27 protein-coding genes and 1 pseudogene are annotated in these 22,915 nt (G+C 57.2%); 11 read left to right on the plus strand and 17 right to left on the minus strand.

Going from position 1 to position 22,915, the window contains the following annotated elements:
- Positions 1–390: 390 nt before the first annotated feature.
- From VI234_RS19980 to VI234_RS19995, 4 genes are all read left to right on the plus strand, one after another.
- Positions 391–921 (plus strand): GNAT family N-acetyltransferase, encoded by a 531-nt coding sequence (locus VI234_RS19980; protein ID WP_008308539.1) that lies wholly within the window; start codon positions 391–393, stop codon positions 919–921.
- 981 nt (positions 922–1,902) lie between these two features.
- Positions 1,903–2,700: a DUF7847 domain-containing protein gene (locus VI234_RS19985; RefSeq protein ID WP_064287136.1), complete on the plus strand. Its 798-nt coding sequence runs from the start codon at positions 1,903–1,905 to the stop codon at positions 2,698–2,700.
- Positions 2,701–2,788: 88 nt separating this feature from the next.
- Complete coding sequence (locus VI234_RS19990; RefSeq protein WP_008308541.1) at positions 2,789–3,241, plus strand: ArsR/SmtB family transcription factor; 453 nt, start codon at positions 2,789–2,791, stop codon at positions 3,239–3,241.
- The gene (locus VI234_RS19995) at positions 3,238–4,131 is read left to right on the plus strand and encodes a hypothetical protein (protein WP_008308542.1); all 894 of its coding nucleotides are present in this window, start codon (positions 3,238–3,240) and stop codon (positions 4,129–4,131) included. The genes VI234_RS19990 and VI234_RS19995 overlap by 4 nt, the downstream gene beginning before the upstream one ends.
- 115 nt (positions 4,132–4,246) lie before the next feature.
- Here the strand turns inward: VI234_RS19995 and VI234_RS20000 are convergent, their stop codons facing one another.
- Positions 4,247–4,534: an amphi-Trp domain-containing protein gene (locus VI234_RS20000; RefSeq protein ID WP_008308543.1), complete on the minus strand. Its 288-nt coding sequence runs from the start codon at positions 4,532–4,534 to the stop codon at positions 4,247–4,249.
- Positions 4,535–4,674: 140 nt separating this feature from the next.
- Between VI234_RS20000 and VI234_RS20005 the strand changes: the two genes are divergently transcribed.
- Positions 4,675–4,965, plus strand: a complete 291-nt coding sequence (locus tag VI234_RS20005) for a F420-dependent oxidoreductase (protein ID WP_008308544.1) — start codon at positions 4,675–4,677, stop codon at positions 4,963–4,965.
- 95 nt (positions 4,966–5,060) lie between these two features.
- Here VI234_RS20005 and VI234_RS20010 read toward each other — a convergent pair whose 3' ends face one another.
- On the minus strand, positions 5,061–5,978 hold the full coding sequence (locus VI234_RS20010; RefSeq protein ID WP_336331042.1) for a CNNM domain-containing protein: 918 nt from the start codon (positions 5,976–5,978) through the stop codon (positions 5,061–5,063).
- 198 nt (positions 5,979–6,176) lie between these two features.
- On the opposite strand from VI234_RS20010, the gene VI234_RS20015 reads away from it, so the two are divergent.
- Positions 6,177–6,917: a hypothetical protein gene (locus tag VI234_RS20015; protein ID WP_336331043.1), complete on the plus strand. Its 741-nt coding sequence runs from the start codon at positions 6,177–6,179 to the stop codon at positions 6,915–6,917.
- A gap of 329 nt (positions 6,918–7,246) precedes the next feature.
- Here VI234_RS20015 and VI234_RS20020 read toward each other — a convergent pair whose 3' ends face one another.
- The 3 genes from VI234_RS20020 to VI234_RS20030 all read right to left on the minus strand — a co-directional run bounded on the left by VI234_RS20020 (position 7,247) and on the right by VI234_RS20030 (position 8,889).
- Positions 7,247–7,375 carry a hypothetical protein gene (locus VI234_RS20020; protein ID WP_336331062.1) on the minus strand — a complete coding sequence of 43 codons (129 nt, stop codon included), beginning with the start codon at positions 7,373–7,375 and terminating at the stop codon, positions 7,247–7,249.
- A gap of 364 nt (positions 7,376–7,739) precedes the next feature.
- On the minus strand, positions 7,740–8,036 hold the full coding sequence (locus VI234_RS20025) for a hypothetical protein (RefSeq protein ID WP_336331044.1): 297 nt from the start codon (positions 8,034–8,036) through the stop codon (positions 7,740–7,742).
- Between the two features lie 448 nt (positions 8,037–8,484).
- The gene (locus VI234_RS20030; protein WP_336331045.1) at positions 8,485–8,889 is read right to left on the minus strand and encodes an SHOCT domain-containing protein; all 405 of its coding nucleotides are present in this window, start codon (positions 8,887–8,889) and stop codon (positions 8,485–8,487) included.
- A gap of 131 nt (positions 8,890–9,020) precedes the next feature.
- Between VI234_RS20030 and VI234_RS20035 the strand changes: the two are divergent.
- Positions 9,021–9,158, plus strand: a pseudogene (locus tag VI234_RS20035) (restriction endonuclease); the annotation flags it as partial.
- Positions 9,159–9,290: 132 nt separating this feature from the next.
- On the opposite strand, the gene VI234_RS20040 reads toward VI234_RS20035, so the two are convergent.
- The 4 genes from VI234_RS20040 to VI234_RS21400 form a co-directional block, all read right to left on the minus strand.
- Complete coding sequence (locus VI234_RS20040) at positions 9,291–9,677, minus strand: radical SAM domain-containing protein (protein WP_336331047.1); 387 nt, start codon at positions 9,675–9,677, stop codon at positions 9,291–9,293.
- Positions 9,678–9,813: 136 nt separating this feature from the next.
- Positions 9,814–10,287, minus strand: coding sequence for a hypothetical protein (locus VI234_RS20045; RefSeq protein ID WP_336331048.1), 474 nt, complete (start codon positions 10,285–10,287; stop codon positions 9,814–9,816).
- A 100-nt stretch (positions 10,288–10,387) separates the two neighbouring features.
- Positions 10,388–10,744, minus strand: coding sequence for a hypothetical protein (locus VI234_RS20050; protein ID WP_336331049.1), 357 nt, complete (start codon positions 10,742–10,744; stop codon positions 10,388–10,390).
- A gap of 349 nt (positions 10,745–11,093) precedes the next feature.
- Positions 11,094–11,339, minus strand: a complete 246-nt coding sequence (locus VI234_RS21400) for a MarR family transcriptional regulator (protein ID WP_442905046.1) — start codon at positions 11,337–11,339, stop codon at positions 11,094–11,096.
- A gap of 417 nt (positions 11,340–11,756) precedes the next feature.
- On the opposite strand from VI234_RS21400, the gene VI234_RS20055 reads away from it, so the two are divergent.
- From VI234_RS20055 to VI234_RS20070, 4 genes are all read left to right on the plus strand, one after another.
- On the plus strand, positions 11,757–12,071 hold the full coding sequence (locus VI234_RS20055; protein WP_336331050.1) for a PadR family transcriptional regulator: 315 nt from the start codon (positions 11,757–11,759) through the stop codon (positions 12,069–12,071).
- 1,168 nt (positions 12,072–13,239) lie between these two features.
- Positions 13,240–13,539, plus strand: a complete 300-nt coding sequence (locus VI234_RS20060; protein WP_336331051.1) for a hypothetical protein — start codon at positions 13,240–13,242, stop codon at positions 13,537–13,539.
- The gene (locus VI234_RS20065; RefSeq protein ID WP_336331052.1) at positions 13,539–13,751 is read left to right on the plus strand and encodes a hypothetical protein; all 213 of its coding nucleotides are present in this window, start codon (positions 13,539–13,541) and stop codon (positions 13,749–13,751) included. Before VI234_RS20060 ends, VI234_RS20065 begins: the two co-directional genes overlap by 1 nt.
- A 272-nt stretch (positions 13,752–14,023) precedes the next feature.
- Positions 14,024–14,896 (plus strand): hypothetical protein, encoded by an 873-nt coding sequence (locus tag VI234_RS20070; protein WP_336331053.1) that lies wholly within the window; start codon positions 14,024–14,026, stop codon positions 14,894–14,896.
- Between the two features lie 282 nt (positions 14,897–15,178).
- Here the strand turns inward: VI234_RS20070 and VI234_RS20075 are convergent, their stop codons facing one another.
- The 8 genes from VI234_RS20075 to VI234_RS20110 form a co-directional block, all read right to left on the minus strand.
- Positions 15,179–16,657, minus strand: a complete 1,479-nt coding sequence (locus VI234_RS20075) for an RICIN domain-containing protein (protein WP_336331054.1) — start codon at positions 16,655–16,657, stop codon at positions 15,179–15,181.
- Positions 16,658–16,738: 81 nt separating this feature from the next.
- Positions 16,739–17,878: an ABC transporter ATP-binding protein gene (locus tag VI234_RS20080; protein WP_336331055.1), complete on the minus strand. Its 1,140-nt coding sequence runs from the start codon at positions 17,876–17,878 to the stop codon at positions 16,739–16,741.
- Positions 17,879–17,933: 55 nt separating this feature from the next.
- Complete coding sequence (locus VI234_RS20085) at positions 17,934–18,848, minus strand: carbohydrate ABC transporter permease (protein WP_336331056.1); 915 nt, start codon at positions 18,846–18,848, stop codon at positions 17,934–17,936.
- 1 nt (position 18,849) lies between these two features.
- Entirely contained in the window at positions 18,850–19,752 is a 903-nt protein-coding gene (locus VI234_RS20090; RefSeq protein WP_336331057.1) for a carbohydrate ABC transporter permease, read from the minus strand.
- 24 nt (positions 19,753–19,776) lie between these two features.
- Complete coding sequence (locus tag VI234_RS20095) at positions 19,777–21,111, minus strand: extracellular solute-binding protein (protein WP_336331058.1); 1,335 nt, start codon at positions 21,109–21,111, stop codon at positions 19,777–19,779.
- Between the two features lie 129 nt (positions 21,112–21,240).
- Positions 21,241–22,038, minus strand: a complete 798-nt coding sequence (locus tag VI234_RS20100) for an inositol monophosphatase family protein (RefSeq protein ID WP_336331059.1) — start codon at positions 22,036–22,038, stop codon at positions 21,241–21,243.
- Positions 22,039–22,326: 288 nt separating this feature from the next.
- Complete coding sequence (locus tag VI234_RS20105; protein ID WP_336331060.1) at positions 22,327–22,479, minus strand: hypothetical protein; 153 nt, start codon at positions 22,477–22,479, stop codon at positions 22,327–22,329.
- Between the two features lie 165 nt (positions 22,480–22,644).
- Positions 22,645–22,890 (minus strand): hypothetical protein, encoded by a 246-nt coding sequence (locus VI234_RS20110; RefSeq protein ID WP_336331061.1) that lies wholly within the window; start codon positions 22,888–22,890, stop codon positions 22,645–22,647.
- Between the last annotated feature and the right edge of the window lie 25 nt (positions 22,891–22,915).

The following is a 22,915-nucleotide window of genomic DNA, read 5'->3' on the forward strand; positions in this document are numbered from 1 at the left end:
CGATTCCGACACGAATCGACTTATTGGGAACATATCGGGCACCGCTGGCGCGGTGCCCTTGCCCTCTTCGACTTTCAGCCGCAGCTCTCGCTATCAACAATCTACTACGCAAGAGCGATCCAAGAATTTGTCAGTTAGTCCCAAATGATGGACCGGTTCAAGTCTGGGGTGACGTTCGTGGTCCTCGACCGAGTCAGACTGTTGTCTCACCGATTCGGGGAGAGAGCACGCAGCAAATGAGCAGAACATCCATCAGCAGGTGCAGAGACAGGTGCCCCTTCTATTGGCTCTGGCGTTGGATGCGCTCCGTCAATCAGCTTTCTCGCTCTCAACCTCATCGTCGACTCCGAGAGTAACAACAAATAAGTGGCGCGACTGGTCCGGACAGGTATGGAGATTGTGGAACTCTCAGCAAAAGAGCCTGCTGTCCGGCGCTTTATCGAGGAGCTCTGGCTACCGTACTACCGCGAACTCGAAGGGACTGTCGATGCCTTCTCACTCGCCGACGACGTCGACCTCGTCGCGGAGGAACTCCCGTTCCGCGTCGATCGACTCGATTCGGAGGAGTATCGAACGTGGATCGCCGTCGATGGATTCACCGACGAGACTCCACTCGCCGATGCTGACGGTGAGCTTGCCGGGTATATCGCGGCCGAAGTCGACGAAGCGCCGAGTGTCTTCGACCGCCCCGACCGACTGTTCATCTGTGACATCTACGTTGGCGAACCGTATCGTGGAACCGGACTGGCTGCGGACCTGTTCGACCGTCTCAGAGACTGGGCACGCGAAGCCGGATGTGAGGAGTTCAGTCTCGATCCGCACGTAGACAACGAGCGAGCCATCGCCTTCTACGAAAAGCTCGGGTTCGAAAAGACGCAGTCTCACATGGTGGCTAGCGTCGACGACTGTGAGGAGAGATAGGAACTGATATTTGCCCGTTCGTTTGGAGGGAAATGGTGGGCTGCAATGGGCACCTTGCGTAGCGCCCACCATTCTGCTATGTCAGAGGCACGGCTGGGTTCTGGACCCGGGAAACCCAGTCAGACGACCAGCAGTCAGGGGAACTCGAAGCGGGGACCAGAACCCACTCGGTTGTGACAGACGCCACATAAATAGCCTTTGTGGAACCACGGTAGCAAATACCACGCTTCAACCCACTCACAATAGTGGCCAGCTCTACCACCCTACCGATGTTTCCAGTGGCGTACGCACTTGGACGTACACAATACCCCGTGGCTCCGCTGTGTACACCAGCAGCATGGTGGATAGGGGTGGGAGAAGCGGTCTGCAACGCACCATCCGAAGTCGTCTACTTCGACGACGGGCTCTAGCCCTGAAACAATCGATAGGATGGGTGAATCCAATGGAATTGGACAGGGCACGGAACCCACTTGCTCTTGATACGAGTGGCCACGAAAACGCTTGTAATATCCCCACGCTGTCTGTCGATTTTCCGATTACACAACTCACTCAACGATAAACTTCAATGAGACACGCTTGCACGACTCCGACGGTCCAAGCAGCAAAGGCTTGGGAGATGATGTGCAGCTGGGGGGAGCGGCGTGCTACACACCATTGGAAGCCGTCATCCACGACAACGGGTTCTGGATCCGGGCCGATCGGTGAATCGGATACGATTCAGGGGGGAAGTGGAGTGGGGACCAGAACCCAACTATTCAGTACGTGCTTGGTATCAAAAATACTTGTGATTCAGAGTTACAGTCTATCCATCCGACAACTGCAGAGGCTCCACCGTCCCGCCACCAGAAGGTGGCTCGATGACTACCCCACCGAGCGTTGGCGAGATCGGTACTCGTCGCCTGTACTACCGTTCAAAATGCTCAAATCTGATTTTGATACTACGCTCGACCTAATACCCGACGACAGTAATTCGTGAACACAATGGTGACAGTCTCCGCATTCAAAGATGGATCCGCTGCCCTCCGAGAAAACCCGAGCCTGTTCGTTGCCGGCCTCCTCATCGGGGCCGTAAGTCAACTCCAGTACGTGGATCATCTGATCGAATCACCACTACTGTCAGCGGGTGTCTCTCTCGTATGGCTCATTGTGTTCCCGTTCGTTCTCGGTGGATTCATCGGCACCGCACAGACCGCAATCGAAGGAGTAGACGCGTCGTTCACCCAGTTTTTCATTGAAGGGCGAACACATTACTTCCCACTTCTCCTCGCAACTGTGTTGTTCATACTTATCGTGTTCGGGACCGCTGTCGGACTCGGATTTATCGGGTTCATCCTCGGTATCGGATCGATGGCACTCGCCCCAATTAACGAGATGGCTGCCTTCGTCGCCGGCGTCGGATCTATACTCATCTGGCTGCTGTCCATCCTCGTTGTCATTATGTTCGTGCAGTTTTACGACACTGCGATTGTCATCGAGAACGAGAGTGTTACTGATGCGTTCCGAAAAAGTGTTGCACTCGTCCGCTCAAATCTCAGAAGCGTCGTTGGATTCTCACTGGCGTGGAGTGTCCTGCTGAACGCCTTCTTCATTCCCGAATATCTCGTCCGGTTGACGCTGACGAACGCTGGACCGGCTGACGTATTACCGATTGAGATAGGAATTCCGATGATCGTCTTGCTCCCTCTCGGAATCGCTCTGTCTTCAGTCGGCTTCGCGTACTTTTATACGGTTTACACGGCCTATTACTTGCGATTAACTGCTGTCCCGGAATCAACATAAACACCGACCAACAATTACAAACGATAGTTTCGAACAGCAACCAGCCGGGTCAGATCCCGCGCTCCAGCCACAGCAGCTACTCACACACATGGCACGACTTCTTCCAACACAAACTGACGCCGCCGTCGAACGAAGTGATAACCCCGCTATCTTGAGTCTCGATGACGACACGACACGGGAGGTAATCGAAGCGTTGTCCTCCGAGACTGCGTACGAGATCTTCCAACTGCTCAACGAAACGCCAGCGACACCGGCACGGATCGCCGAGCAACTCGGCCAGAGCCTGCAGAACGTTCACTATCATTTGGAGAATCTCGAATCGGCTGGCGTAATCGAAGTGACTGACACCTGCTATTCGGAAAAAGGCCGTGAGATGAGTGTATACGTCGTATCAGAGGACCCGACACTCCTCTTCCTCGGCACTGAGGACGACCGCCCGAGTCTCAAACGTGCGTTCAAATCGTTCGCTTCGCTGCTTGGTCCCCCCTCGGTTTTACTCGCTATCGGCGAATCCATCTCACAGTTCATCACTGCCGAATGAGCGAACACACAGACCCCCCAGTCCGAAGCGCTTCTACCGGTGACGACACAAGCGAGTGTGACGTGGCACCAACGATCAAGTCACGGGAAGATATCGATGGCTGTGGTTGTCTCGAATGCCGAAACATCGAGACGACGACCACCAATCGGACCGTCCTTGATGCGTTGGTCTGGTCCGTTCGCCTGTTTCGCTCCTACCCGTCGATCATCGCCTTCGCGGGTGTGACTATCTTGGCCAACCGACTTCTCGAGACAGACATCATCAACGGGCTCCCGATGCCTGTAATCGGCGTACTCGATGCTCTGACGGCGTTTGTGTTTATAATCTTGATTCGAGCTTATGTGGGAACGATTGTCGCCGGAGAACTGACTGATAACTCTGTAACGATGCGCGAAGGAGTCCATCGGAGTATCACCCGAACACCGGCGTTGATTGGCGTAACACTGCTTATCGTTTGTTCTGTAATGACGGTTCCGTTCTTTCTGTTTCTGCCACTACTCCTCCTTGCTGGCGCTATTCCGGGAAACCCCGCAGATATAGTTGGCTTTCCCGTCGTTGCGGCGGTGGGTGGGCTCGTTTTTGCCGTGCCGTTTCTCGGCTTGTTGTTCAAGTTTTGGTTCGCACCGGAGGCCTGCGTTATCGGCCAATATAGCCCTCTCAAATCACTTCGGATTAGCTGGCAGATTACGACGAACTACCGTCGGAAGTTCGTGCTCATCGCAGTAATCGCTATCGGAAGTGTAAGCAACCTTTATCTACCCGAAATAGGGACGAGCGTCGCTTCGGTGACGCCTGTTTTGCGTGTGTTCTCTACAAGCGTTGGAGACCTACTTTCAATCGTGTGGGCGAGCGCGTACGCCCACCTCTACATCCAAGAGATTGTATCGTAAACGCAGTTCCCCCAGACAGAAACAGGAGGAAGAGTTAAAGAGACCGGACAGCACAGCGACTTCATTTGTTTTAGACAGGTTCCGCTGAATCGATTTCAGCGTGCGTTCGGCGTGATTACTCGATTTCTAACTGACCACTTCCGCCGCCCTCCTCGCCATCATTTTCGTCCCATTCGAGTTCGAACTCGACACTTAGCTCCGTCATATTGTCTGCCGGCCCTTCACGTTCGGCTTTGACCTCGAAGGTCGGTCGGGCAGGGGGATCCAGCGTTACGGACTCGGAGCCTGCTTTCAGGTTGATAGCGTTTCCGCTGTCGAGATTATCCGCGACTTTCCGGAGGTACGATGCGATCTCTTCTCGGCTCTGATCACTTTCTGACTTGAACAGGACTTCTTCGGGCATACAGGAGTCGATACACAGCCTGCACCAATAAAGCCGCCTGCCGTGTGGGTGCGACGTGATCACGTCACCGTCGAACTGCCCGATACAGTCGGTACACTGAGCGGGACACGTTTCGAAGAACGTCTCATCTATTCCCAGCGATGTGCAATCGTCTCAGCGTTGAAGTGTACTGTATCCGACAATCAACTGATGACAGAACGTTCCACGGACTTGATATCGGGTGCGTCGAGCCGAACCCCGACCTCGTCGCAGACGAACTCACCGCCGGGTCGGCGTTGCTGTTCGGACAGGCGGACGAACAGATCCCCGTTACGGTCGTCCGGGGAGTGGAGTACGAAGACGGCGTGCCGAATTCGGACGGTGTCGTCCGCCGCGGACTCCGAAAGAGTGTCCAGCTAACGGCTCGCCTGAAGGCCCGCGAATGGTTCTGATAGCGACGCTATAAGCTATAGTAGCCATTGAAAATCAATGCACACCGGATCGCACAACTGCAGTGCGAGCAGTGTGTAAATCGTTTCAATTGTTACTATAGAGTCGGGATACTGGAGAGGTCATCGAACCATTGGTACACATTGACGATGGTGTGCCTGTGCTGATAGTCACTCGGCGGCGCGATCCATCGGGTCTTCGAGTTCACCGGTGATTGCCTCGAAGGCGTCTGTCGCGGTGAGGAGACCAACGACGACGTCGTCTGCAACCACGAGGGCGAGTTCCTGATTTCGGCCTGACACCGGTCGATGAAGTCACTGATAGTCGTCTCAGCAGCGACGGTTAGCGGCGAGGTTGCCAGTTCTTCGAGTGTGATTGTCCCCGAATCCAGCGCTTCGTAGTTGTGCAGCACCGTCGGCGCGTAGACAACACCCACGAACGAGTCCAGTGAGCCTTCGATCAACGGAAAGCGGACGTATGGCATTCCGTCGATCCGTTCCATGTTCGTCTCGAAGTCGTCAGTCGTCGAGAGCGCGACGATGTCACTGCGGTCAACCATGATCTCACTGACCGTCGTCGCGCCGATGTCGAGAGCGTTGATAACTTCAGTCCGTCGCTCTTCGGGGATATCGAGTCGGCTGAGCGACTCGCCCATTTCGCTACGCAGTTCGGCCCGGGTAGTTGCGAAATCGCTTTCGGCCTCCGATTCGGTCCACGAACGGGAGATCTCGACCCCGAAGAGGCCCAGCAACGTTTTCGCCACCCAGTCCGCCGAGATGATTACCGGATACATGAGCTTTGTCCAGGCGTACAGCGGGCCCGAACCGTACCTAGCGACGAACTTGGCGCGCTCGATCCCCAGATACGTCGGTGCCTGCTCGCCGACGATAACGTGCATGAGATTGACAACGACCAACGCGAGGAGGACAGACAGTGTCGTGTGTCCGCCGCCGGTGACGCCAACTGCACCCAGTAGCGGTCCCAGGACTGCTGTGACGGCCGGTTCAGCGACCACTCCCAGGCCGACACTGCAGATACTGATATCAACGTTCCTGAAGATCCAGCGCTGGTAAATCCGTGGCCAAGAAAAGACAAGATCCATGTTTCAATTGAGAATGCAGAAAATTGGTCCTTAGCAAAGTCACAGGTTGCAACAGCAATCGACTACTGGGAGACAGGGCCTGGGGCAGCCTACCGAAACTACTCGCAAGAGATGGCGGTTGCTGCAAACGACACAAACGCTGAGCTCACGGTCACATACAAAGAAGACATCGGGGTCTGCGGATTAACATACTCTGGAAAAACTGGCGGTTGTGCCCCTATCTATGACGGCGATGCCCGCGCCGGTGAGAATCCGACCATCGAAATTAGTACGCAGTATACACCAGAAAGCCAGCAATCAATTCTAAAGCATGAGTTTGGGCACGTTTACGGACGGATACATGGACAGGAACCAATGCCACTCATGTCTGCTCGCCGAAATCTCACGCTCAAACAAAGCCCGAATGCAACCGAGCGAGCAAATCCATGGCAATACAACACGGTAACAGTCTATATTGACAGGCAATCAATTCGTGAGCGGGATCAACAAACAGCTGAAAGCGAGTTTGAAGCGGCTGTCAAATATCTCCAGAACAGTGGTGATAGAAACGTTCCCGCGAACGTAACGTTTGATCGGGTGACTGATCGGGATGATGCCGATATTGTAATTGAATCAGCCAGTCTTGACGACTTTACCTCAACAGGGACACCGTATGGCCATGATACAGATAATGATGGAGAACTTGAATATTATACTAGCCAGACGATTCGAGTTGATGACGACACGCCTGTAGACCACTATGCTTACCACATCGCCTACTGGATGTTAACCCCATTTGTCAGCGATGGATATATGCCAGAGCATTTAGACGCTGAAGACGACAACAGAGAACACTGGGAACAGAATCGGTGATGGAACAATCGATTGTACTGACCAGTACTGAAACCCCACGATCACCAGCAACTGCCCCGACTAACCAACATTAATTCTCTACAGTCACCGAGTGTTGGTTAGCGAGCCGCCACCCCCGGTAGTGCAAGGGGGCTCACATACCAGTCACCCATCAGCTGCGGGTATATACCCACGCCGTCGTGGAACCTAGACCGACAGGTCCCAACGCGGGGTTGCGGTTAGTCAGCAGTAGGTTGGATTCAGGAACCACCGCAACCCATGCAAAATAGGCACCCAAGTCAGCAAAAATAGAGGTATCGCTACCTAGGTCGGGCCGTCACCACGACGTGTTAGTCCCCGGCCTGCGAGGGCGTCAGCTGGAGCGTTAGGCCGGCCAGCGTCAGTTCCCGGTGTACCTCGGCTGGGACGCCGTCGGTGTCTCGCGGCACGGCGTCGAGAAACAGCGGGCACTGAGTCAATTGCTTGTAATGATCAAGTCAGTCCAGTTAATTGACTGCTCAGAGTCCGTCAGCGTCTTTCAGCAACCGAAGTAGCAGACCGAGAGTCAGAGTCATCACCACAAAGACTGTGAGAATTATAAGTAGCGTCCCCAGCCCAATCATATGTGAGTTCGAGTGGTCGGTCATAAGAGGGTACCGCCATGGCTTCCTCTACCCAGTATAGCGGACTCATATATAGGCGAACCCGATCACTCGCTTAGAATCTGTCAGTAGCGGCGTGACCGATACGGCAGATCTCCCCCGGGAATCGTCAGCGGTCGTGGCGGTTCCTCTTCAAGAACACACTCGGTCAGCAGCAGTGAGTTCGAATCGATCACCGCTCTTAGTTGATAAGGAGGTCGGGTGTGACAAACAAAATTACGAGCATGCTCACCAGCACGACGAGTGCTGTGACCCGCAAGATGCCAGCTGCCCGTCGTCGAGGTTTCGGCAGGGACTCGGCAATGCCGGAGAGGGCCATCCCGGCGCTCAGAAACAGTCCAGCATAGAACGGTGCCGCCCCTTCTACAATGATGTAGTACCCTTGTTGCCCGGCCAGCAGAAGTGCGCCACAGAGGTACACCACTGCAAGCCCTCTAGAGGGCTCGCCGAACACGGTTTCATCGATGATGGAGGGCATCGAGTGTGTCCTCCCCCGCGACGTTGAAATGTTGCGGGGATTCGCGGACCCGCCATTGAGACGAGTCTGGGTTGAGTGTGAAACGGTGCTAATGGCGGTGGTCGACTCGCGGTTTATATTCAGCAAGCCGTTATGAACAGCAACGCAATCTGGCAGAATCTACAGCGATACAGTCACAGACACACCGGGCGGGCATCCCTGGTGAGATTGTGAGAAACGACCGACGGTCAGAAATCAATCGATAGTCGGCTAACTAACAGTCACAGGTATTGGTCAGCTATTGTTGGTTAGCGCTTTTCGCGACACCGTCACCACCATATGCTGGTACTCGGCTTGCGACGGCGTTGGCTGGAGCGTCAATCCAACGAACGTGCGCTCTCGAAGAACCTCGGGCGCAGCCCATCACGATTCTGCAGCATGGGATCGAGTGTTCCTGTATCGGACTAACTCACGCTAACTCACGTTCGCGTTCGGCTGTCCGTTGTTCTAGATCTTCCGTTTCGATGAGTTGGTTCAGACGCCGTTCAAATGTTTCGTCATCAAGTTCGCCCTCGGCATATTGTCGCCGAAGCGTTTCAATCGGGGTTTCGGTTACTGTGTCTGTCTGTTGGTCGTCCTGTGGACTGTCCGTGGGGGCGGCATTCGCCTGGCGAACGACACCTCGTATCAGTTGTCCGGCGACGCTGAGTGTGACAGCACTCACTAACAGGAATATGAGTCCCGACGCGACGTTTCCAGTCAGTCCGATGAGTCCAAGTACGAGTGCTGGGACACCAACCAAACAGGCGATAATGGCGGTGGCCGTTCGACCAGCCGGACTTTGGGGGGCATATCGGTGGACCAATTCAAACATGGACGGTATATAACTCGTTCAGAAATTAAGTGCTGGGGAATGACACGAGATCTTCAAGCCGGTAGAGTTGCCGTGTGTCGGCAAGCATGGCGGTTGGATCTACGCTTATCGGATTCTCACCGCTGTTCACCGTCGACGACGTTCATGATAGCTTGGCGAGTTATCTGGAGACGCTTGTGCGGGCCGATGAATTGGCAGAAAAGATTGAGTGGACTGATGGGCTGACTGACGAAGAAATCGAGATTGTTGAAAAAGCTATTCGGAAGTGAACTATCCGTTGGATTAGTGCTAACCAACACAGAACAATAACCACCTCAGGTGTTGGTTAGCCACACTGTATATTAAGCCAAACTAGTTCTCTGGGTGTGAGTCACGCGCGTATCCCGGCGACATCCTTGTCATCAGATGAGGTGCTCTATGGACTCACTGTCCCGGGCTAGCTCAGACTGCTCAGGAGAGGCATCTGCACCACACTTGGAGAACGACTCCGGAGAGACGTCCTCTTGCATTGCCCTGAGCTTCGACCGAAGTTGGCCGCTCGTCGAGCGCACTAGCTCATTGTCTGGCCAGGAGTGCACGTCGAGCCCGTCGAAGCGCGTTGCGACCTGCTGAACCGTGTTCAGTTGGTTGAGGGCGTACTCGACCCAGTACTGGTGGCTGTCTTGCATCTGCTGGAGTTCCTCGACAACATCGTCGTAGCCGACTTGCTTGGCGACGTTGAGACACTGCTGGAAGTTCTGTGCGCGGGGATTGATTGGCTCGTGGAAGACAACGACTTCACCGAGCACTCTGTAGTAGCTGAGTAGCTCGTGGAAGTGGTCTTCGAAGACTACCCGACCGACGAGCGAAAACGAGAACTCAAGCGGGAGTTCATGCGACAGAAACTGAGCGCGGCGTTCGAAAGTGACGGTGGTGTGTAAGTTGCTATGGCTTTAGCGTCGTCTCAGCCGTCTCCCTGAAGCCGTTGTAATAGATTGTACCCCACAACGGTGTTGACTCGTTATAAGCAACGGTGCCTTCGGAAAGGTCAACGACGACAGGAAATTCAAAGGATGACCAGTGTTTGGGGGCGTACCCCTCGACCCACTCAGCCAGATCGCTCTCGGTTACCACGACCGGGTAGACGACAAGGTTGCCGCCCAGCCCCCGCGGGAGTTTCGATTTCACTGAGAGACCGTACTCGAAAGCGGCCTCACTGAACGACTTTGCGTCAGCGGCTGTTTCCGCGGTGCCGACTACGAACACGGTGTCGACGAATCCGAACTTAGAGAGCTCAAGTGAGCGATCATGAAACACCGTCACCTGCTGGTCATTCACTGTCGTCGACGATTGTTCGAATCGGTCGAGCGGATCCGCGATCGTCTCGATATATCCTTCGATAGCTCCGTTGTACTCCATGTGTTCGGCATGTCAACAAGCGGCCAAAAGCCTGTTTGCGAACTTCCCACCCACGAGCGCCGGCGATGTGGTACACGCTTCCGTTCCTCCACGGTGCAGCTCATACGTCCATCACCCGGACAGCCTGGTCAACCAGCGACTCACCCAGCCGAACCTCGGACCAGCCACAGCACGCAGACGCCCACGCGGCGACCCATGCCCACGGCGTCGTCGCACCATACAGCCCATCGTCGTGAGTCGCAAGCGTGAGAACGCCCTTGTCAGCCAGCTCCGCGAGATCGTGAACCTCCAAGACCTCATCAGCGTTGCAGATGAACACGCGATGGTCGGTCACTGCACCGGCAAAGCGGTGTTCGTGACCGTTGGTATCTGTCCCGATGAGAGTCGTCCCATACGAGAGGCCGGTACGTTCTTGTGGATTGGATTGCGTAGTTGCATTGGTTCTTGTGGGAACCACGCGCCTCGGTGCTACTACACCGGGGCGATTTCATACAAAATCGACCAGTGGCGCGTGTGTTCCTATACTTAGCTTATGTTACGCCACCACCATAAATCATTTCCATGCGGAAACTAACTTAGTAATGTAGCATGAGTACGGCACACGGGAATCAGAGAGTCACTGATCAAGAACTACTGGAAACGTTTGAGAAAATAGAGGGGCCATTCGTGACTGCTGGTGAACTCTCCGAACACCTTCCAATCAGCCGGACAGCAATTAACAAGCGGCTCAATCAGCTGTGGGCTGAAGATAGGATCAACCGCAAGAAACCGACTTCAACGATGGTCGGTTGGTGGCTCCCAGAGGATCAAGACTGCTCAGAAAGGTAGTTTCGCCCGTCATCAGTGAGCCACCAATTTCGAGTTCCGCCCGTCATTTTACTATCCAGATATCCTTTCTCCTGCAATTTCTCAAGCCGATTATGAACGCCTTGTCGAGATAAATCAAGGGTCTCAGTCAATTCAGTCGCATGCATGAACGGGTCCGGGCAGAGGGCAAACTCTCGGAGTATTTCGACATCGGAAACTGTCGGCTTACGGCCCGGATCTGGCATTGTAGTTGGGATGGATGCCTACTTAGAAAATATCAGCGGTCTGCCTTTAATATACGCACGGTAATTAGTTGTCGTGCGGAAAAGATTAAGTGCGGGCAGCATAACAGTCTGAGATAGGCGACGCCACCAACACTAGCGGCGTCCCGTTGAATCCATGACCACCGGCAGGCCCACCCACGAAGAGTCGCATCGCTCGCCACCGACCAGCACTTCCGTTCATTCGGAAACCACCAGACAGCGGTACGTCCGCTCACTTCCGGTCATCTTCCGGTCATCGCCTGAGCGGCCCACAAACACGCCACAGCGGGCCAGAGACGAAAATCGACCCGCGAAAATCCACTTCCGGTCACGCGCGCTCCAGACTCTTACCAAGTCACGTCCCAGTCCCGTCCAGACGCATACCACCGGAGGCGACCGATGACGACCTACCACGACCTGACGGGCTTCCAGCGCGATCTGCTCGAAGCCATCGCCTCCGTCGACGATGATCCCTACGGCCTCGCACTCAAGGCCTATCTCGACGAGCGCTACGCCGAGCCGATTAACCACAGCCGGCTCTACCAGAATCTCAACCGGCTTGTTGAGCAGAACCTCATCAACCGCGACGAACTCGACGCCCGCACCAACGTGTATACGTTGACTGACGCTGGGAGACAGCTCCTTCAGCGCCACGCCGAGACGCTCGCAGGGCTCTGTGACCAGCTCCGTCTGACCAGAGGTGCCCAACAGTGACGGTACCTGTACACTCCCGGGACCCTGATATCACGCGGCTTTTATACAGCTACTCGAAGGCGAGTGTGGGGTGGCAACGGGCACAGAATTTGCCACCCGTCTGTCAGAGGCACGGGCGGGTTCTGGACCCTGCTCACGGCATGGCCCAACTGAAACCATCCTGGGATCCAGCCTGTAGCGGGGATCAGAACCCGTGTCTACGCTATGCACTCCTCCCAATTAATTTTAATTTGCCCCTGTCATGCAGTATCAAGCCTCCAACTGCCCGATTCGCTGCCCACTCAGACTCCGGTGGAGTCCGTACTCAGAGACGTAATTCCGCATATCGGAACCAGACTACACACTGGTACCAGTCATCTCAGGTGAAGAATGGGGGACAGCCACGGGGAAATGGCGTATCACAGTCCATTCAGCGTCGCCTGAATCGGCGACGGGTTCTGGACCCAGTCTACTCGATGAATCAGATGGGTCCTATGGGGATGCTGAGCGGGGACCAGAACCCAACGGAAGATAGCATGATTCGGAATAAAATCGCTTGCGGTTTCCGTCGAATCGAAAGCAAGCGCCGGTATCATCCTCGTACCAGTCGGCTCCGATGCCAGCAACCAACAGTCTCACTGCCACGTAGACAGCCGACTCATCGGGAGAGTGGGTCGCTGTATGAAAGTGGTGGGCTGCTGGGGGGTGTAGGAAGTGGTGTGCAACGCACCACCGGAAGTCGTCATCCACGACGACGGGTTCTGGTCTCGGGCAAATCGATGATTCGGGGTGGATCCATGGGGGGATGGAATAGAGACCGGTACCCAACCGACCGGTATGGACTTGGTATCAAAAACAGTTGTGACTCAGACTCACAGTTTGTCCACTCATGGAGTACGACACAGCCGCAAGCGTACCGGCGACAGAATGGTGGCCAGCCGGGGGACAGCCGTACTGAAGCTAGCGCTTCCGCCACCATTCGAGATCATCTTCCCCGACACCGAGTTCCGGATCCGGACCAGCTACTACCTTCGATTAGGCCCACTGACAGCCACTCCGGCCTCGGGAACTCATCCGATTCATTGGTAAGTACCCATAAAAGTCGTTTTGGCCGTCATTTATCTAGTACTGCGTTTCTGTGTGGGTATCAACACCCCATCAATTGCTCACTCTACAGGGAGGTGGGCCGATGACTACCCACCCGACCGTCGGCGAGATCGTCGCCATTACGACCACCAATAGTAACCCGCTGTTGCTGGTCCGTGCTGTCGACGACGAGCACGTCACAGGAACATTACTTGCCGACCTCACGACAGAACCGCTCCGTCGGTTGCGGGCGTCTGAACCAGACACGACCACGCGCCGACAGCTGGCCGACGCAATCGGTCACACTGGCAAGGTCATGTCATTCACCGTTTCCCTCACAGATTGTGCGCTGGTTGAACGCGGGAGCAGCCATCCTGGGCCATTCGCAGGAGGGGATGACTGATGGCCCACGCAGATCCATCACCGGAACCTGCGACCGAGGCAGCGTCATCAGAGACAACCCAGTGGCGACTCCGCTACCACGTCGGTGATCTCACCCACTACACCGAATGGACGACCGAGTTCCCCACTATCGAGAACTACTACGACCAGTACCGTCACGGGGACCACGCCCATGATGTCGCCATTGAGCGCCGAGCAGTGATCGAAACGTGACCGACCATAGCGCTCGCCCCAGTGTCGACCACGACTGTACCCTTGCCACCAGCGGAGCGCGACCGGTGAACCCGGTGCCACGCCGGTCCGGGCGACGACAGCACACACAGACTGCTAGTCGCCGGCGCGGTGCCACGACGCAAATCCACTAGACGGAGCGGGGTTGCCACGAGCCAACCGCCGCGTCTAGAGAGCGACAGCTACGTCACCGAGAGCCCGTGCTGTGGTCAGCACTGCTCGGTTCGATTCCGAGCACGGGTCCTGTGGTCACAATGCCACGACAAACAAACCCCGACGACGACGACACAGCCACCGACCAAGCCCTCGCCGACCACCTCGACATGGACATCGAACAGGCTGAGACGGATAACGACGAACTCCAGACGCTCATCAACGACCTCGACGGCGACGTGTCACCCCTCATTTCGAGTGTTCTTGAGACGCTGGTCGCGACTATCGATGACCTCCACGAACGCGTCACCGAACTAGAGGCCGACCTCGAACGGACCCACGAGGTTGCCACCACAGCCGTCGGTGACGCCGCCGCGAACGACCACCGTCTCGACGAGCTCGAAACCCAGCAGGAGACCACCCGCGACGTCGCCAAGAGTGCCATCGCCAAAGCCCAGCAACTCGAAGCCGATACCGACCACCAGGAGGACGCCGAGCCGCTCCCCGAAGGCATCGAACCCAGCAGTTCGCCGCTGGATTTCTTCGCGAACTGCCGCCAATCGAAGGTCAAGACGATGTTCGTCGAGCGCTCGAACCGCCAGAACACCTACCGCACCATCAGCATCGCCAAGCGCTGGCCCGAATTTGCCACGAAGCGAACCGACGGCAGCGGCGTCTTCATGACGAAAAACGATATAGCAACAGCCCTCACCGCCGAACTCGGGAAGGAACCTCATCGCCAGACGATCAAGCGCGTCTGGGAGAAGCTCATCGAGATCGGCGGCGGCGACATCGTCGAGAAAACCCGGCAGGTCGGACGCGACCAGACGCAAACCGAGATTCTTGCGATAGATATGGCGACCGCCGAAGGGTTGCTCGAAAAACGCTACATCGGTCTCGATCTGTTGGAGAACAGCGACCACAAAGCCGCGACAGGTGGCGTCACACCCGTTGTGGTGGAATCATCGCCCTAACCCTGTGACACACGCCGGATAGGATCGGAACCGACACTGAACCAACGCTGCTGGACGCGGTGGTACGTGCCCTGCCGCCGTCGACGCCGCTGTTTGCTAGCTGCAGGAACCGGGAGCGACCCCCTGTTTTCAGGAGTATAGTGAGTGGTCGTAACACGAACGGAGCGACCACGGCGATTCCAGTGGTCACAACGGGTGTGACAGGTCAATGAAAGGTCTCCGACTGGGGAGGTGTATACAACTGCCGATGAGGAGCCTGTGTAGAGACTGGGATAGCGACGCTCACCGACTATGGAGGGTCCACTGTTGATTTGGGTCCCCTTCCCAGTGCCACTGGTGGACGTTCGCGCCGGGTTGTTCGCCGTCAAGCACGCGACCGCTGTGTTTGTTGATGAACGCGTAGCGGTCGTCTCCGACTGATACAGCGTACCACCGCTGGTTCGCATTCCCGGTCCAGGGCCACTGGATGATGTCGACCGCGTCGTCTGTTCCTTCGTTTTCTACATCGAGTACCTTGCCGCTGTGTACTGCGTCGAGTCGGTACGTGCCGTCGCCAGTCGGTTGGATGCTGAACCGCTGGTGGTCACTCTCAGTCCAGTCGGCCTCAACCGCGCTCGCGCCGTCGCTGGTATCCCCATCCGTGATTTCGATGACGTTTCCCGTCTCTACCGAGTGGACCGAGTAGACACCTTCTGAAATCGGGGGCGTATCACTTGTCCCATCCAGCCCGGCGACACTCAGTCGGCGGCATAGCGGGACGATATCGGACGTTTCGTAGTAGTCGACACGGATAAGGTTCGGATTCAGTTCCGGAGCGACGCTGACGACTTGCTCGTACAGGGGTAACATCGCGTTCGTCTGCTGTGCGCCGCTGTAGAGATCTGTTGGTGCGCGGATGATCCACTGTGTCTCGCCCAGCCGGTCCGTTTCAGTGTGGTCGTTCCTGACACCGTTTGCCAGCACATCTCCTGGGGTAGCTGTGTCTGGATAGGAACTCGCTACCCAGTCGGCCCACGGCGCGGTGAAATCAGGCAGTGAGACTGGGTCGTCGTGCTCCGTGAGCGTCCGATAAAAGATCGCTATCTTCGGTCCGTCGAACTCGGAGAGTGTCGCATCGAGGAGAGCATCAGTGCCGCTCACCGCACCGAGGTCGAACGCGTACGCCCCGAACGTGTCGGTCAGGAGCGTCGACAGCGCTTCCCAGTCGTCTGCCTCGAACGCATCGTCGCTGAACGCACCGGAATCATAGAAATGCGAGAGTTTGAGCAAGACCAGTTCCGAGGCCCCGGCGTTGTCGACCTCTGAGAGGTACTGTGAGATCTTTGGGAACACCGTCTCGTTGAGGGACTGGCCGGTTTCATCGGCGTGGTGGCCGTAGAATACAGTTCCGTCGCCGTCGCCCTGTGACTCGACGCGAACGTCCAGAAACCGGATCCCATCCGAGAGTTGCGTGTAGACATCTCTGGTCTGGCAGTCGTAGTACTCTGGCGAGTCCGGTTCGTCAGTCACCATCGCAGCGTGATGGGTCCCGGGGAAGCTTAGTTCCCGAACCGGTGTTTCGGGGACGGCATCCGTCTGCCACGTCTTCGTTTCGAACGAACTCTCTGCTGTTGCTGTGTGCGTCATCACTGTCCCTCCGAGTGCCGTACCACCGACCGCGAGGCCGGCCGTCTGTAGCACTGCGCGCCGACTCGCCGGGTAGTTTCCGTCCGAGACGTGTTCGTCCGTCGTGTGACGCCTGTTCTGCATGTTATTTGCCATTGTGTTGTCTGAAATCTCTCATTCGCCTGTACAATACTGTCCACAGTATGCCGAGTTCTACCGATGGTATGTCGCCACATCTTACGGCCGGCTACCGGTGGGAACGGCGGTGTCTGTAGATAGCTCGGTCTGTCGAATCCGCGCTCCCGTTTCGACGTCGAACACGTAGGCACGCTCGCCGGAAACGCCCAGCCAGATGGTGTCACCCCGTGTAACGCTCACGTCAAACGGCGCTCGAACTGCAATCTCCCTGTCGTCGCCGTCGAACCGGACCGTGAGCAGTTGCTCGTCGCCCATCGGTTCCGTTACTGTGACCTCGGCTTTGGCTGCGCCGTCGATTGGTGACTGGTGAACCGAGAAGTACTGGGGCCGGACGCCGAGGACAAATGGGTCGGTGTCGTCAACAGCGGTGGGTAGTCTTTCGACGCTGAAAGAAAACGTAGCGTCGTTGGCAGCCACGACTCGCTGTGAGCCGGCCGCCTCACGGCGGACCCGCAGGAAATTCATGCTCGGGCTGCCGATGAAGCCGGCGACAAACTGGTTCGCGGGGTCGTGGTACACCTCGGCCGGCGTCCCGACCTGTTGGACGGTCCCATCGTTCATCACGATGAGCTTGTCGCCAAGCGTCATCGCCTCCTCTTGATCGTGGGTGACGTACAGGGTCGTAATGCCCAGCTCTCGCTGAAGCTTCTTGATTTCGTTTCGCATCTCGACTTTCAGCTTCGCGTCGAGGCTCGCCAGCGGTTCGTCCATCAGGAACACGCTCGGACGACGGATGATCGCCCGGCCGATTGCGACCCGCTGGCGTTGACCGCCGCTGAGTTCGTCTGTCTCGCGGTCAAGCAGTTCGCCGATGTCCAGCGTCTCTGCGACGTCTTCGACGCGCTCCCGCCGCGTCGCCCTGTCAATGCCCTCCACTTTGAGCGGATAGCCGATGTTCGCCGCGACGCCCATGTGCGGGTACAGGGCGAGTTCTTGGAACACCATCGCGATGTCGCGGTTTTTCGGATGCCTAGCGGTGATGTCTGTCCCGTCAATGCGGATTTCGCCCTCGGTGGGGTCGGTAAGCCCCGCAAGACAGCGCAGCGTCGTCGTCTTGCCACAGCCGCTCGGGCCGAGCAACACGGCGAACTCGCCGTCCTCGACGGTGATATCGATGTTTTTTGCACCAATCTCGTTTCCGTACCGTTTCGTCACGTCGTCGTAGCGTACGCGTACCATTAGTAATCGCTCCGCTTGTCGCTAGTTATTGTCTGTACTCGGTTCCGTGTCGTCGTCATCGGACCGCCCCCATCGTGAACCCACGGAGCAGTTTCTCCCGGACGAGGAACGCGAACAGCAAAACGGGAGCCATCGCAATCGTTCCCGCCACGGTCAGCAGCTCCCACTGGATCGCGTAGGCCGTCTTGAACGTCGCGAGCGCGACGGGGAGGGTCTGTGCCTCGGTGTTGCTCGTAAGAATGACCGCAAACAGCAGCTCGTTCCAGGCGTTGATGACGGTGAAGATGGTCGCCGCGACCAGCCCAGGGCGCACCATCGGCAACACGATCTTGAAGAACGCGCCGAGTTCCGTGTGCCCGTCGAGAACGGCAGCCTCGACGATGCTGTCCGGGAGCTCGGCGAAAAAACCCTTCAGCATCCAGACGACGAAGGGGATGTTGAACGCCGCGTAGGCGAGCACGAGGCCCAGCCGCGTGTTGAGCAGGTTCGCGGTATCGAAGATGACGTACAGCGGAATCACCGTCACGATGGGCGGCAGAAAGCGCGTCGTCAACACGAGGAAAGGCAGGTGGAATCGACCAAGGTCGTACGGGAACTCGTAGTTCACGAACCCGTAGGTCGCTGCGGTCCCAAGCAACACTGCGAGGGCCGTTGAGCCGACCGTCACGACGACGCTGTTGAACAGAAACTCGTAGAACGCCGGACGCTGGGCGAACAGTTCGGGGTAGTTCCCGACCGTGAGCGCGGTCGAGACCAGTTTCGGCGGCGTCGCGAGCAGGTCACTTCGGGTCCGAAGCGACCCAGACACCATCCAGTATACCGGGAACAGCGTCCAGACGACGAACAACAGAGCGATGCCGTTCGTGACGGTCGGGACGAGCCCGTAGCTGTCGAGCGTCTCGTGGATGCGCTCGACGCCAGCAAGCAGCGCCCTGCCGACGCCCCGTTTCGGTTTCGTGTCGGTCGCCATCTCAGAACTCCACCTCCGACACCGTCGCAAAGGCGTAGGTGATCGCCAGGGCGATGAGCAACAGGAGCAGCGCCATCGTCGACGCCCGGCCGTAGTTCCCATAGCTGAACGCCTCCCGGTACATGGCCATGCTGATGACCTCCGTTGATTTTGCCGGGCCACCTCGGGTGAGGACGAACACCTTCGCAAACACACGCATCGTCCCGATGACCCGGAGGATGAGTACCAGGACGACGAGTTCCTTGATGTACGGCAGCGTCACGTCGACAAGTCGCCGCATCCGCCCGGCACCGTCCATCATTGCCGCTTCCTGGACGTGGTCAGGGACCGACTGCAGGCCAGCGAGGACGATAAGCGTCACCAGCGGTGTCATCTGCCAGACATCGGGGAGGACGAGCGCGTATAGCGCAATGGAGGGGTCGCTGAGCCACGGGACCGGACCGCTCGTCAGCGGGGCGACCAGTGAATCGAGAACCCCGCCGTTCTGGTACAGCAACTGCCACAGCAGCGCGACAACCGTCGGCGAGATGACGAGCGGAACGAGGCCGATAGTCTGGATCAGCCCCCGGAACCGCACCTTGCTGTTGAGGACGAACGCGATGGCGATGCCCAGGCCGACCTCCAGCGAAACGGCGAAGAACATGAACTTCGCCGTTATCCACAGTGACTGCCAGAACGCGCCCGCCGTCAGTATCGCGACGTAGTTTTCGAGCCCGACGAACTGCCGCCCGGCCGCGTCGAACTGGTACAGTGATAGCACCAGCGCACGACCGACCGGATAGATGAAAAACGCCGCGAGAACGGCAAGCGCTGGAAGCGTCAAGATCCACCGGAGGTGATCCTCGACCCACAGCAGGACACGCTCGTAGCGGCCGCCGCCGACCGTCTCGGAGTAGTGTGACATGGCTATCGACTGTCCCGGTCCGGTTCAGTAGCCGTTCTCATCGAGAATCGATTCGATCTGTGACTCGGCCTCGGTCATTGCCTCTTCGACGGACATATTATCGACGAGCGCGGCGTTCAGCGGCTGCCCCTGTGCGGTCTCGATCTCGCTCCACAGCGGTGTCCGGGGCCGCGGTTTCGCGTTCTGGAGACTACCGTACAGGGCCTCGAACCACGGCTGGGCGTCCATGTTTTCCTCAAACGTGTCGTGTCGGAACGGCACGCCACCGAGGTCGACGTACTGCTCTTGGGCCTGCTTCGAGACGAACGACTGGAGCACGTCGCCGGCGGCGCTTTTCGTCTCCGAATCGGCGTAACTATTGATGCCGAGCAACCAGTTCCCCTGAACAGGGGCCGCCCGCTTCTCACCCTCTGGGATCGGCAGGAACGTGATGTTCTCGTACTCAGTTGCCTTATCCTCGTTCAACAGGAGCGAGGTCCCGGAGGGCCACTGTGGGGCCGCAGCGATACTTCCGTCGGCCAGTCCCGAGAGCACCTGACTGTTATCAAAGGAGGCGACCCCGTCTGGGCTGATAGAACCGAGATCGTTGACGAAGAAAGAGGCTGCCTCGACGCCGCTGTCGTCGGCCCAGTCGTAGCCCCAGTTCTCGTCAAACATATTCCCAGCCATGCTCATGCCGACGCTGAAATACGAGGACATGATCGGGTTCCCGCTCTTGCCGCGCATGGCGTACCCTTCCGCACCGTCGACCTGCTCAGATATTTTCTGTCCAGCGCGGAAGACGTCCTCCCACGTCTCGGGCAGATCCTCGCCGACCTCCGAGTACAACCGCTCGTTAACGACGAAGATGTGTGAGTTCCCGACCGCACACAGCGCTTTCAGTTCCGGTTCAGCGTCCTGTGCGTTCGGCGGGACTGCCTCACCGGGCGTCGGCCAAGTCCCGATGTCGAGGGTCTGCTGGATGATCTGGCTGGTCGGCAGCGAGTCGACGTGGTCCCGGATCGGCGCGAGATGCCGCGCGAACTGTGGCATCCACGGATCGTCCATGGCGACGATGTCGTAAGTCGCCTTCTCGCTTTGAAACATCGTCGAGAGTTTTTCAAAGAGGTTCGCGTTCGGGAGAATCGTCGTCTCCGTCGTCACGCCGACTTCCGATTCGACGTGGTTCTTCAGCAACCGCTTGATCAGCTCTCCGTCACCGCTGGACACAGCGAGTGTGATCGTCTGGGTCCCCGACCCACCGCTTGAATCGCCGATACACCCCGCGAATGCCGTCGCCCCCGCCGCACCTGCAGCGGTGATGAACCGTCGCCGCGTCTGTTGGGCCTCACCCTGCGATGTGGTGCTGTTCCGTGTCATCAGCTGAGAGAATTACAAGTATATAAAAAAGATCTTATAATATTATGCTATACGTCGCTATATATCTACAAACCGGGGTATTTAAACGAACATGGCCGTGACGGCTACTAATTTTCGCCCCCTTTGCTCCTACTGGCCGTCCCTCTTGGGGACAGTCCCGGCCGACACCAGCGCGACGAGATCCTGATGGATGGCCTCGTTTGAGGCCAGCACCATCTCGCTGTTCTTTCCGTCAAGAGCTTTGATTCGGGTCACCTCGCCGCCGGCCTCCTCAACGATTTTGACACCTGCCGCAGTGTCCCAGACGGAGAGTTGCCGCTCGAAGAACGCATCGAACTGCCCGGCGGCGACCATCGCTAGTTCGCCAGCCGCCGAGCCGAACCGCCTGACGCCCTGTGTCACATTGAGGATGGTGCGGAAGTGGTCGTATTCCTGTGCCTGCATCGACGCTGTGTCAAACCCTGTCACGATAAGCGCCTCAGACAATTCAGTCGTTGCCGACAGTGACAGCGGCTGGCCGTTGGCGTATGCACCGCCACCCCCGATGGCAGTGTACATCGTCTCTGAGGGGACATGATAGACAATTCCAACATCTGGTTCGCCTGCGCCCTCGAAGGCAATAGAGATGGAATAGTGGGGGATGCCATTGAGGAAGTTCGTCGTGCCATCAATCGGGTCGATGATCCAGCGCGGTTTTGTCGTGAACTCCGGCGCACTCTCTTCGGAAACGACAGTATGGTCAGGAAACTGCCCACTCAGCTCCGCTAGTATGGTCTCTTCGACCGTACGGTCTGCCTCAGTGACTATATCGCCGTTGTGTTTCACTTGAAACTGATCGGCGGCCGGTTTGACGGACTCAAGCGTCCGGCCAGCTTTCCGCGCGGCCCGGACAGCGGCCCACAGTTGCGGGTATGTTGCATCTCGCATACCCGGCTGTTCCGGGCAATACTAAATTGGATTGCTATGAACGCTATACAGACCTCGATACCGCTCCCTACAAGGGGTGTCTTTTTACGATATCAATGCGGGTGAGAAAGTCGCCGATGCCACGGGCCAATGGAGGTTGCGCCGTGCTCGCGTATCAGGGAGCTACTCTGGCCGCAAATATCCCGGAATCCAAATCCACCTTCCAGCATTTATCACAAGATGGAGTCTATCAGCTCGGGCGGCTGGAAGGCATCAGCGACATGAGAATGTTTGTATCGAGAAGGTACGTCATATCTGTTCGCGAGCATCCCGGACCTCGGCAACAGCGTCTACATCGATATCAACGGCGACTGCAGCAAGAGCGTCTCCAAGTCCGAGATCTTCATCATCAGTCGGATCGGAACGGGTAAAATCCCGAAAGTCATCTGTTGTGAGACTCATATGCACCACTTATAGTGGCGGTTGAAAAAGTGTACCGGTGATATTGCCTGCCGATTGTCACCGGGATTACCTGTTCGTCGACGGACCGCTGTTCGGCACTCATGTTCGGGAAACCACTCACCCGGTGGAGGCTCACAAAATACGGGCGAGTCCCTTGCTGTCAGACTAGGATTGCTCTAGTGGCTCGACCCACTCGGGAGCACAATCGTGTGTGCCGCCGTAGATCGAGCGCTCGGGATACTGGTCGTCGGCAGCCTCGACAGCGACGATCACGTTGCCGCCGGAGCGCGAAATCTCTGTAACGGTTCCGACGACTACATCGAGTGGGCCGTCTCCGTCGGTCCAGTCGGCTCGAACGTGGTCGCCGCGGTCGAAGTCATACTCCTCGAAGGAAGGTGCTGTCGTACTCATGATCTCCTCCGGCTCCGAGGGAGAC

Origin of the sequence: Haloarcula sp. CGMCC 1.2071 (assembly GCF_037078445.1) — an archaeon.
Lineage (GTDB): Archaea > Halobacteriota > Halobacteria > Halobacteriales > Haloarculaceae > Haloarcula > Haloarcula amylolytica.